At 36.8% G+C, this 12,779-nt stretch carries 6 protein-coding genes; all 6 read right to left on the bottom strand.

Annotation, left to right across the window (positions count from 1 at the left end; translation table 11 throughout):
* Positions 1 to 4 precede the first annotated feature (4 nt).
* Positions 5 to 3,460: a hypothetical protein gene (locus ABXQ82_RS01055; RefSeq protein WP_367053631.1), complete on the bottom strand. Its 3,456-nt coding sequence runs from the start codon at positions 3,458 to 3,460 to the stop codon at positions 5 to 7.
* A gap of 73 nt (positions 3,461 to 3,533) precedes the next feature.
* A complete protein-coding gene (locus ABXQ82_RS01050) occupies positions 3,534 to 5,798 on the bottom strand; it encodes a carbohydrate binding domain-containing protein (RefSeq protein WP_367053629.1) in 2,265 nt (754 codons plus the stop codon).
* Positions 5,799 to 5,854: 56 nt separating this feature from the next.
* Positions 5,855 to 6,679 carry a glycoside hydrolase family 16 protein gene (locus tag ABXQ82_RS01045; RefSeq protein ID WP_367053627.1) on the bottom strand — a complete coding sequence of 275 codons (825 nt, stop codon included), beginning with the start codon at positions 6,677 to 6,679 and terminating at the stop codon, positions 5,855 to 5,857.
* A gap of 55 nt (positions 6,680 to 6,734) precedes the next feature.
* Positions 6,735 to 8,171, bottom strand: a complete 1,437-nt coding sequence (locus ABXQ82_RS01040; RefSeq protein ID WP_367053625.1) for a carbohydrate-binding protein — start codon at positions 8,169 to 8,171, stop codon at positions 6,735 to 6,737.
* Positions 8,172 to 8,184: 13 nt separating this feature from the next.
* Positions 8,185 to 11,334, bottom strand: coding sequence for a glycoside hydrolase family 2 TIM barrel-domain containing protein (locus ABXQ82_RS01035; protein WP_367053624.1), 3,150 nt, complete (start codon positions 11,332 to 11,334; stop codon positions 8,185 to 8,187).
* 497 nt (positions 11,335 to 11,831) lie between these two features.
* Complete coding sequence (locus tag ABXQ82_RS01030) at positions 11,832 to 12,767, bottom strand: PKD domain-containing protein (protein ID WP_367053622.1); 936 nt, start codon at positions 12,765 to 12,767, stop codon at positions 11,832 to 11,834.
* Positions 12,768 to 12,779: the final 12 nt, after the last annotated feature.

The raw sequence follows: 12,779 nt of genomic DNA, 5'->3' as shown, positions 1-12,779 counted from the left end.
GTTTCTATTTTTTAATTGAAACCGTGATGTGATTTACGTCTCCTTTTCGTTCGAAAATAGATTTGGAAACCTCTAAATCAAGGTGCATTTTGTCAAACTCAACTTTTGCATCGTTGTTGAAAACCACTTCTATTTTTTCGTTATCCGAAAGGGTATAAATTATAGGAACTTGGCAATAAGTGAAACATAGAGAGTTCGCTTCCAATGCTATAGCTTGCGTTTCCTTTTTAAGATTCGTAAAACTGAATGTTGAAGCTGTTTTTAAAAATTCCTTTGTTTGCAATAAATTGGGTTTAAAGCTTAATTTTCCACGTTCAACAAAAACACCTAATTCACCAAATCTGCTCAACACATCTTCTTTAACTTGCCCCGTCATTCCTGGTTGTTGCGCACCTTTGGTGGCAGGTGTATGCGAATACGGATCTGTTGGGAAAGCACCATATAATTCCGGCGATTTATGCACACCAATACCTGCATTTATTTCGTAATAATGGTCTAATAATCTTCCTATGACGTCATCAGTTTCATTGGTATTAATAGCCAATAGACAGTTTTCTTGAACTGCCAATAACAATTTAGAGACCATGTGCCAATAAATAGAACCCAGGCCTTCGTAACCGAAAAATGTTCCTGAACGTCCTGTGAACGATTTATGGTCGAAAATGTCTTCAAAAGTTTGAAGCAATAACGCCTCTTCCTTTTTTACCAAAAATTGGTATGAAGCATCCAAATTATCTAAGGCATCCTCTAAACTTTTCGCATTATTAAAATTGCCATTAAAATGATAATCCCCATGAACGTCTTGTTCAACAATTTGCCTATTGCCATCTGCAACTAATTTTTTTAGAAGCGTAGATTGTGCTACTTTTTCAGATGGTATATTGTTCTTTTTGTCAAATCGTGATAAGTTTTTATCTGGATATAAAATATAACTGTATTGGTCTTCTCTAAACAGCGCACTATTTTTTAAGCCGTCCAACAAACTCAAAGCTTGGGTAGGAGAGAGGTAACCCGAACTTAATGCGGCCACTTGACCTTCCAGCATTTCTGATAAATATGAAATAGACACTTCTTTTTCATTTTCAACAGTCATTAAATTATAGGCATGATACATGTTATCATTGCGCTTGTTCGCATCTATACTATGTTCTAAATACGATTTAGTGACTTCGATAAAACTGGAAATTGATTCTAAACTTAACTCAGATTTAGAGTTTGAAAATCCTTTAGTATAAATAGTTTCTCGGTATTTGCTTCCTGCTTTTCCTAAACCGTCAAGCACTGTTTTACGATTTTCATCGGAAATAGTGCCTGATAAAATACTAGCTTTATTTTGAAGTGTAGCAGCAACTTCATTAAAGAAAACTGCCATTTCTTGGGATACTTTGACCTCTTTTGTCTCTGCTTTTGAAACAATAGCTTCAAAGAAATTTAAGAATCTATAGATGTAATATAATGTTACCATAGAGACACCATTACCAACTAATGCGTTGTTGGCATCGTTCCATTCTGGACGTTGCGTGTTTAACCAAATGCCGCCTTCTGGAATAAAATTTGAAACTTTCGACAATACTGTAGCCAATAGCTTTTCAACTAGATTAACTCTATAAATGTTAGCGTTTTGGTCTTGTAATAAGGCGCCATCAACTCCTATAGTAGCTCTTCTTTTATTGATTTCCTCATCTAACTTATGGTTAAAATCAATGGTGTCTTTAGGGTTTTTTAAAGTGTCTTCGTAACTTTTTATGACATAAGGCACGTTAGCATACACAAATATGTCTTGATTGAAACGCTTTTCTAAAGTGCCGGGGTAGTGGTCTTCAATAATTTCCAGAAATTTTAAAAGGTATATGATTTGATGATCGCCCCAGTAGCCTATGTAAGACCAAGGGTCATTTTCTTCAATAATTTCCCAATCAAAACCACCTTTAGTTACGCGATACGGATTGTAACCTTCAAAAGTTGTTGCGTTTAAAAACTTATGAATCATGCCTTCTATAAACTCGGGGTAGGAGAGTGCCAATGCTTCCCAATTCTGGAAAATATCGCGCCAATTGCCTTCGTAATCCAAAATTTTAGACCCATCAACTTCACTTCTTGTGTTAATAGAAAACTTGTTCCAAGGTCTGCTGGGGTCGCCATGTCTTCGGCTAAATTTTAAAGGTAAATATTCAAAACATAGGCGTTGAAAGTCTTTATTATCATCTTTCTCGGCAAGATTTCGAATGTCCTTTAAAGTAACTATTTCGCTTAAACTATTTAAAACAGATTCCTTTTCCTTGAAAACGGTTTTATTGGCTTTACTAAAGTATTTTACAAAATCCCCTTTTTCAATTGAATAACCATCATCAAAAATACCGCCGCGCATGATATTGAAAAGTGTGTTTGAAAAATGTCTTGTATTTGTTAATGTATCTGCGGAACGTTGTAATCCATCGGATGCTCCTGTTAAATCAATTAAGGCTTGTGTACCAGTATCAATATCGTTCTGAACAAGATGCATGATATCTTCTTCGTTTTTAATGGTTTCTGAAATTTGAACAACATCTGTAATAGATTGATTTACATTTGCAACAAACATCCAGTTTTTTTCTGAATTCTCTTCTAGTTCAATATCTGAAGAAATAAAATACGCCCCTTTTTCTGCTTTAATATCTGTTTCTTGTGTCACATTATTTCCTCTTCTAAAATTGTCAAGCTGTAAAGACGACACTAAATATGTAGGGTTTTCTGCTCCTACAGACCATACAATATTTGATTTTAAAGCTTCGCTAGGTTCAGCTTTATCAACAATAACAGCACTTAGCGCATAAATACCTAAACCAACTTTGGGTAGTAATTCGCTTTTTTTATAAGCATCCACTAAATTACTTCTACTGTTTTGTAAATCTGAAGTTACGGTGGCAGGTAAAATATTTTGTAACCCATCTAAAAACGTAATACTTATAGTTTTAAAAGAGTTGTTTATAATGGTTGATTTCTTTACAAACCCAAATTGATTACTAGAACTCCATTGGTATCTATAGGTAAGTCCTAAATCTGTATTGACCTCTTCTAAAACAACTTTATTACCATAACTATTCTTGTATAAATTTCTAGTGATGCGGTATAACCCTGCCTGTCTTATAGAAAAAGGTTCCCAAACATACGTTTTGCCTTTAACGTGAATTTGAAAAATGGTTTTGCTTCCTGTAATATCTGCCGATTCTGTTATTTTATCGTCTGTATAATATGGAAACAATGAATATTCAGCATTTTTACGTCCTGCCGTTAAACCACCATTACTTGAAATAAACATCCAATGATTTGAATCACTAACAATGCTCATAAAGAATGGGCGCATTTTATCGCTGTTGGAAATCTTGTAATAAGATTCATTTTCAAAAGTGATCAATTCTCCTTTGATGTTATCCATTTGGTTTGAAGTTTTTATGTCGTCTTTATAAATTGTACTTTTCATTTAACTAATTATGGTTGGTTGAATATTTAAAAGGCTAGTTTAAACTAGCCCTTTATTTTATTTTCATCGAAATCTAGTTGGCGAATTTTACTGAAACGTTATCGAAATAAGCTTCTACACCACAACCGCTAACTGGGCCACAAGCGGTTTTTAATTGTACTGTCACGCCTCCGCTAACATCATTTCCAGTTGTAGTTGTGAACGAGAAAGACTGCCACTCGGCTGTAGGCGCCAAAGGTCCTCCACTTAATATTTCAGCTTTAGAAACACCCTCACTTGCTAACTCAGAGAAAAACTCAACAAAAATAACACCTCCAGCACCCATCAAAGTGCCCTTCATATCAAACGTAATCGTAACTTCAGTATTTGGTGTTACAGTTCCAATACCAATATTGGCTTGTTTTACAACAACTTCTGTACCTTCTCCAGAGGTTAACTTTCCTGAGAAACTTCCACCATTGGATTCTTCGTTGGTAACTGTAAAAACGCCACCATTTGCATCAAATATGGTATAACCTGATGTATCTCCAGTTTCAAAATCTCCGTTTGTGGTAAACTCTCCTTCAGCGCCACCGCCTCCGCCACCACCACCTGTGCCGGTTTTTAAGAATAAGGACACATTATCTATAACTACAACACCTGTTGCAGCTCCCATATCGAATATGACACGACTGTTTGCACCACCAAAATCCGTTGATGAAGCTGGGTCTGTTGCCTTAAGTTCCAATGTAAAAGTTTGCGGTGTGCTTGTTAAATTAACTTCAGATACATTATTGCTCCATGGGTCTTGGTTTAAGCCAATTCCAGCCAACATTGTACGATTACCGTCCGATGAAGCTTCAAAGGAAAGTGCATAAGTTGCTCCAGGAGTGATGGGCACTACTTGACTTAAGTTGACATCAAAAGGATTACCTGCCGTCATCACATTCGCAAAGTTGAAGGAGTTTCCACCTTCTGTTTGAACATCAACTGCGTTTCCAATCCAAGCAGTACTGCCATCTTCAAAATCACCGTTTGTTAACAATCCGTCGTCAAAAGCACCACCGCCTCCGCCGCCACCAGTTCCAGCGTTTAATTTTAAATCATCGAAGAAATAAGTGTTTCCGTTTTGTGTTTGTAAATCAAAGAATATGACAATCTTGTCGTATTTATTGCTGTCTGTAGCTTCAACAGGAAAAGTTAATTCTTCCCATTCGTTGGTTTTTGTAGTTGCCTCAGTAGAAGGGAATTCTTTAGCATTTCCTGCATTTCCTTTTTCTTCTAACTTTAAAGTAACTTTATAACCAGCTTGTGGCGCATAAACTTTCATAGTGAAATTTGACCCAGAAGTAAAGGTTAATTTATCTGCTAAATCAATTTGCATATTATCCCAAGGATTTTGGTTGCTGTTTGTAACCTTACCAACTTTACAACTCTTATTTGCATCTGTTAATGCATCTGGATTGTCTGCATATTCAAAAGTCGTATTGTCTTCGATAACACTTGCAGAAGGATCAGCCATAAATGTTAAGTTGAAATCTGCTGCGTTTAAAGACTGCATCGTTTCTGCAATACATGGTAATGGTGGTGTTTCAACCTGAGTCAAATCATCGATGTAAAATTTACCAGATGTAGTACCAGGCCCGTCAACAAAAATGACAATCTTAGGGTACGATTTTGACGAACTAAAACTAAATAATAACTCTTCCCATCCAGTACCGCCGTGACTTACTGTTGTTTCAACAGCATCACTTTCGGTAATTTCCAGTTTCAATAAAATAGAAATTGGGATATCTGACCAGAAATTCATTTTTACAGATTTGTCAGTAGATAAATCTAAATCTTCTCCTAATTCAAAAGCAACACCTTCAAATGCTGCACCGCTATTAGTTATTTCGCCTACTTTAGAAGCAGTTGCATTAGACCCAGAAAGTGCTGGATTATCGACAATCTGAAAAGCTGTTCCGTTAAAAACCGTAGCGCCATAGTCAACATCGGCATTATCGAACGTAATAGGAAAAGCTACAACTTCGGGAATTGCGATTGTGATTGTGTCTTCAAACGTATCAAAAGCCCCTGCAACGTTTTTTGCTTTTAGAACAATGGTATAGGTGCCGTTTGCATAGGTTTTTACGGGGTTGATCAATGTAGAACTCGTGCCGTCTCCTAAATCCCATTCGTAGGCATTTGCATTCTCAGAAATGTTTATAAAAGTTACGGTTCCAGTATTTACGTTGAGCGTATATGTGAAGCCTGCTTCAACTTTAGGTAAAACAGCATCATCTTCCTCACATCCTACGAAGGCTAATGCTACTATCAAAATTGATATATATTTAAAAGTGCTCATTAATTTTTTCATAATGTTATTTTTAATTTTAAAGTTGAATTAAGTAACCTGTATATTTTTATTTTGAATTAGTTGTTTCTTTCATACACTCGTACGTAATCTACAAGCATGGTCTGTGGAAATTGTGTTTCGGCATTTGGAGCTCCCGGTAAAGCGCCACCAACCGCCATATTTATTATAATATAGAATGGTCCGCGATTAAACACCCATTCTCCAGGAACATCTTCTGGTGTAATTTGGTTGTACAGCACATCATCTACATAATAATTGATATAATCTGGGCCCCATTCAATTCCAAAAATGTGAAAGCCGGTATCGAATCTATCATTCTGTAAAACAAAAGATTTACTTACGGATTCCCCTCCAGAATAACCGGGGCCGTGAACGGTGCCGAACATGCTATTAGGTTTATCTCCTACATACTCCATAATATCTATTTCTCCTATTTGCGGCCAAACTTCCGTACCACCAGAATCGTCCCCTAATAACCAGAATGCTGGCCAAATACCTTTTCCGTAAGGCAACCTTATGCGTGCTTCAAAACGCCCGTAAGTTTGTTCGAATTTACCTCTCGTTAAAAGTCTTGCTGAAGTGTATGAAGATCCATTAAAATCTTCCTTTTTGGCTGTTATTATTAACACACCGTTTTGTACGGTAACGTTTTCTGTTCGGTCTGTGTAATATTGTAATTCGTTATTGCCCCAACCGTTTTGACCTGTACCAATGTTATAATTCCAGATTTCAGAATTTGGAGCGCCGTCTGTATCAAACTCATCAAACATTGTTAATTTGGTAAAGTTTGTTACTCTTTGAGTTTCGTCTGTAGAACAGCTAGAGATTACAAAAAATGACACTAGCAAAAAAGATGTAATAGCTATTGCTCTTATTCTCATTGTATGTATATTTAGTTTATGCATTGTTTTATTTTTGAATGTTATAATCCGCTTGTTATTCTTTATAGAAATAAATGTTATCCACAAAAATGTTGGAAATGGTAGAATCTGAAATGAAGAATAGAAGCCCAAGTTCATTTCTAGCTGATAAACCTGCAAAATCTGCTAATGGTAAATCGAAACTTACCCATTGATCGGATATTAATTGAGAACTGTTCAGGGTTACAGCTCCAGATGTTTCGTTATTTCCGACTGAATTCAACAATTGGATTCTAATAAAATCCCCTGGATCCACTACTTCTTGTACGTTGATGTCCACATGGAGATGTGTCATTCCTGTGGCGTTGACTGATGCGACATTTAGAAAAAATCCGATACCCACAAAATTCAATGCGGTATAATTAATAACTTGTCCAGTACCTAATGTTGCCGGTGGTGCACCGCCTAAAGTTGTTTGCCCATCAGGGGTAAAAAATCCGTTATAATAATCTACTGCAATATTTGTATAGGCATCACTAAAAACAGAAATTACGTTTTGTTGGGGTCGTGTTGGCGTAGGAGCAGCTTGAAAAGTTCCAATAGATTCAATAGTTAATGAGCCCTTAGCTTCAACACCAGCTATTGTAGCAGTTATTTTAGTAGTTCCAGAACCTAAAACAGTTACAATCCCAAACTCATTGACACTTGCAACTTCTGGATTTGTAGAGTTGAATGTAAAATAAGATGGTGCTGCAGTAACTACTTGGTTCACACCTGTCTCTAAATTGTAAGTTTGTGTCAGTCCGCGTTCTGCTAAATTTATTGTAGTGCCAATAAAAGTAGTTTCCTCAACGTCAACACCGTTTAACATTTTTGGTTGGGGCTGTGCAAGAGTGCCCAGTTTTTCGAATTGTACTTCATCTATCCAAAATGTGTATCCTACTTCTGCACCAACTGGTCCAATACCACCTGCAGAATATCTTAGCATGCCACGTTCTTGAATTAATTTAGAAGGGTCTGGAATAGGGATAATGTATTTTTTCCAGTTTGTGGTTAAGCTTACATTGGTTCTTGTGGTTAAAAATTTGTTTTCACCAAAATCTTCACCAAAACCAAATTCCCCGACTGTAACAGATTGTAATGCTTTTGCCCAAAAAGTTAGGGCATCAAATCCTGATAGATTTCTACCAGAACCTTCGCCATCTATTCTGAATATAGCACCTGCATAGTTTCCCTCAGGATCGTTTGCATCCGGTACATCAAATCTCATGGATGCAGTTCCCTTATAACTTACTTCATCATCCACAGACCACGCCGTTGCTTTTGATCCTCCGTAAGGAAAATAAAAATCGGTACCCAAACCAATTGGTGCATCTATAAATATTTCAGCAGTTGCTGGAAATTGAGCAAATTCTACTTCATCTGAAGGATCTCTTTCACAGCTTACAAAGGCAATACATGCCAATACTAGTAAACATGCTGCTTTTGCATATATAAATTTTATGTTTTTCATTTCTATATCTTTTTTATTTTCCAATGTTGATGTGTACATATGTTCTTATTTCCCACTCACTTCCATCATCAAAACCAACAGTACTTGCGGTTGGAACAGGAGGAAAGGTGTTGGGAGCTACAGCATTTGGTGCATATCTAGGCGAATTCTCATTCAAAGAACGCCACGTACCTCGAATACCAACCTTAGTATTTGGAAGCACAAACCATTTTGGTTTTCCTAGTGTTGTCGAAAGGTCTAACATTAACTGCACGGGATAGGTTAAGTTGAAATCCCGATGGTAATCAAAAGGTCCCCAATCGTTAATTTTAAAAGAATGTGTCAATTTTAATTTGTTATAAATCACCCTAATATCTCCACCTACTCGCTTAATTAATCTGTCGTCACTACCATTAGCTTGTGCATTACCTGCATATAAATTTGCGATAAGCCCTAAGTCTGGATGTACTTTTGAAACGATTCGTGTATGTGCTTCCCATAAATCTTGAGCCGGAGCTGAGTTTGGGAATGCAAATAATGTACGATTGCTTAAAAATCCTATTGCCGCATCTTGAGCCGTTGGGTGGTGCCTGAAGACAAAACCTAAATTAAATGCTAATTTGGCATCTTCGGCCCTATCGTTATCCCATTCGTACATCCAAGTTCCCGGCGTAGGGTCGTAGGTTATTAAAAGCTCGCCTGCTGTGGTTTCTCTATTTCCTCTTACAGCAAATGGATCGTTAAATATATTTCTTAATCTTCCTGGAGCCTGAACATCGTTTGGCATGGGCCCAACAATTGGTTTTTGCCATAAAAAGTTTGGTGCTATTTGAAATTTACCTGCGTTGAATGCAAACCCTGTCAAGAAATTTGTTTGGTTTCCGCTTCCGCTATCTTTAAGTTTCCAGCCTGTAAAAGTTCTCGTAGCATCTGCGCCACCATTAGCAACCAATCCCATGGCTGCTCCTTGTGCGTACCAATTAAACCCTCCTTTAGAATATGTGATTTTTGCTTTAGCGCCCCAGTTGTCATCTGAATTAATTTCATCCGTAAAAACGGTATAGTTTCCTGGCTCTCCCTCTGTAAATTGAAATTCTCTACCGTTCAATGGTTCACCAGCCCAAAGACCTCCTAATTCAATTCCGAAGTGTCCAAACTCTCTTTCAATATGCAATCCTAACCTACGGGTTTTAGGCATTGGAATTGCATTTGAAGTTACTACTTCACCTATATCATCAATATCTTCGTGATATACGCCAGTTACATCAAACTTTCCAATTTTAGTGCTGTATTTTAAAAGTACTGCTGGGTTTGCACCCCACCATAATTGAGGACCAAAGGCAGCTTTTAATCCTTTTAATGCTTTTTTTCCATCTATTTCAAAACCTGAAACTTCACCGTTATAGATGTCTAAGTTAGGCCCGTAATTAGCTTCAGGATACAGACCGAAGAAATCACCATCATAACCCCAATGGTAGTGTCCGGTTCTGTAAAATCCTCTGATATCAAAACCCTTAGTACTCCATTCATAAGACGCATTATAAATTTGAACACGGTTAGGATCTGCAATAACAACCGGACCTTCATCTGTTTCAACTGTTATAGGACGCCCTCTGTTTTCATAAAAAATTTCGTCTATTGGATTTGAAGCCACATTTCCAAGGATATTGAAATTCACCTCTGCTCTCATATTTGGAGCAGGATTGCCTTCTATTCCGATAAAATAAGATTGCATATGGTCGAAACCTAACTGATCTGGATATGTGTTAGCATCAGGATCTGGACTATCTGGAGTTTCTAGTAAAGTACCACCAGTATTATAAGTTGTAAACTCGGCTCTTAAATTACTAACACGAATTTTTCCTGAACTACCACCAGTTAAAGCTGCCTTATCGCCTCTAGCTTTAAGTACCGCTTCCATTAATTCTATATTATTAAAATAATTTTCCACAAAATCTGCACTTACATCTTTAGCATAAGGATCCAAACTATGCGCTTCCTTTAATGCGTAATATGCAGCTCTTGGATATAAATCGTAAAGCCCTCTATCGTTTGTTGGCCCTTTGGCACAAATCCCAAACCACTCCTCATTCATGTTATTTTCCCCTGGTTCTAAATCGAGATAATAGCCTCCATTAGCCCAAGATGCGTTGTTGTCGTGAACATCCAAGTTTTTCGTTTGCCCGTACTTCCACCAACCGTCACTAAATTGAAATGTAAAACCTCCAAGAGAGTTTTCCGCTTTTCCTAAGCCAGCTGCATTTTGATAGATTTCCTTCCAGTTTTCCACCATAAAAAATGCTTGCATGCGTTGGTCCTCTTTGTTTGTAATGGCATTGAATGCATCACAACCAAACTCTGTAAATAGAATTGGTTTATTAAGTTCATTTTTTGCACGTTCAAAAGCATCTCCAAAAGATTTACCACGATACATATTTACACCATAGATGTCTATGTCTTTACATTCTTCGGCTACAATATCTGCAAACAAGAAATCTCCATTACAAATTGCCATGGGATGATTACTGTCTATTGCTTTCATTTTAAGAACCGCGTCGTTCATCAATTTATACATGGGTCTTCCACGTTTTTCCCCAACTTCACGTTTTTTATCTTCTTCATCTGGAAAATCCTCTGTTTCGGCACCTGCCCAAAACAGACCATAGTTATTTTCATTACCTAAAAGGAATAACAACAGTCCTGGGGTGTTTTTATAAGTTTCAGCCATTTCTGTGACTTCAGACAACAACAACTCTTGCGTTGCTGGATCTCTATAATCTGTTACAGCAACCCATGCACCATTGAGAGTTAATCCATAACGTCCAAATGAATGGTTAAGCATTGTGTAGATACCATAATTCTCATAGATGTATTTGATCCATTTAGGTTGCACACCAGTATATTGCCTAATGGTATTTACACCCATGTTTTTAAGTAATCCCATTTCAGCATCCAATGCTGCTTTAATAATATCATCACTTTGTTTCCAGAGACTGTAGTTGTAGTTGGTGCCGATTGGGAAGTAATCCCAATTCATACCATTAATCATCATTTTTTCACCATTAACGGTAAGAAACATGCCATCACTATTGCTTTGAACAACGACCTTATCTGCTTGTGCAAATAATGTTGTGGCAAATAACATGAAGATTAACTTTAAAAAGTTGTTTTGCGTAACATTCATAATTAATATATGTCGATTAGTTTTTGTTGGTTTTTACTGCTTTGAATAAAACTTAAATCCTGACTTGTAAGAAGGCAAGCCTGATTAGTGTAAACTTAACCCATACTATTATTAAATCGACATTTTTTACCGCAACAAAAAGCATACATGATAAAAAAACATGCCATATTTAGACAAAACATCAATAAACATAGTGTTTTGTTGAATTATACTTTTATTAAGGGTTTGTGAGGGCTTGCCTCAAAATAGTAGAATTGTTGTGGTAATGTATAGGTCGGTAATAGGTTTGTTGTATGTTTTGGTTTTCTTCTATTTTAGTGAAACAGGCAATTAATTGAGATAAGGTTAAATTTTCTATATTAAATGTATTGTTTATAATAATTATCTAATGCGGAATAAATCTGTTTTTGTATAGTTACTAAAACTAAAAAGAGGAAGCCATATGACTCCCTCTTTGGCAAACATTTTTAAGGATAAATTCACTTAATAGTGTTTCCCTAATCGTTTGGGTTATCTGTTTGAAAAACACAATACCAAGCAAAACCTGGTTCAGTAACCCTTACGTGTAATCTATCCTCTGTAATTGTTATAATTTCAAAGTTACTATTGCCTACATACCAGCTCATGAAACCTCCATCGGTAAAACTAATAGTTGTGCCTCTATAACCACCATCTATAGTAGCAATAGAAGAAGAAGGTACGAGTTGAACATTTTTAACGCCCACTAGTGATGGTACGACGTCGGTACCATGACAAGTATCTCCAGCAACACCTAATTCTCCTGCGAAACCACCGGGAAGATATGCTTGACCTGCTATTTGCTCAAATGTTAAGTCTCCATCAGGAGATTGTGAAAACACCATTTCTGCATCATACATACATAATTTGTCTGAATGCCATGCTGTAGATTGGAACCACGCATTGAATGTATGCTCTCCACCTGCTTGAACTTCATTTGGTCCTAAACCAATATTTTGAGGTTTATCTGCTGCCCAATACCATGTTTTACTTAGTCCAGCGCCACCACTTAATAGGTCTCTGGCTTCTTCATCTTCGAAAGAACTAAACACATCAATGTTCATACTCATAGAAGTAGTAATACCTCCTGTGCCCGAAGCCAAAACTGTAACCGTATATGTGTTTACACCTGTTTTTGCAAATACATGCGAAACAACCCCTAATGGCGCAGAAACTACATCTGAACCATCTCCAAAATCGTATCTGTAGGTAAGCGCATTATCCGATGAACCTACAAATTTCACAAGTCCAGAGCCGTCTCCAAAAGGATTGCTAGTGTCCTGACCAACAATTTCAGCAGTTACTTGGACATTGGTTGGAGCAATTAATTCTCCTAATTCCTGATCTTCATCTTGACACCCAACTAAAACAAGTGCGCTTAAGATAAATGTTACTATATATTTATAATTTTTCATAATTGCCTTTTA

Origin of the sequence: Algibacter sp. 2305UL17-15 (genome assembly GCF_040720935.1) — a bacterium.
GTDB lineage: Bacteria > Bacteroidota > Bacteroidia > Flavobacteriales > Flavobacteriaceae > Jejuia.
The sequence above is the reverse complement of the archived record's forward strand: the minus strand, read 5'-3'. Positions and strand labels throughout refer to the sequence as shown.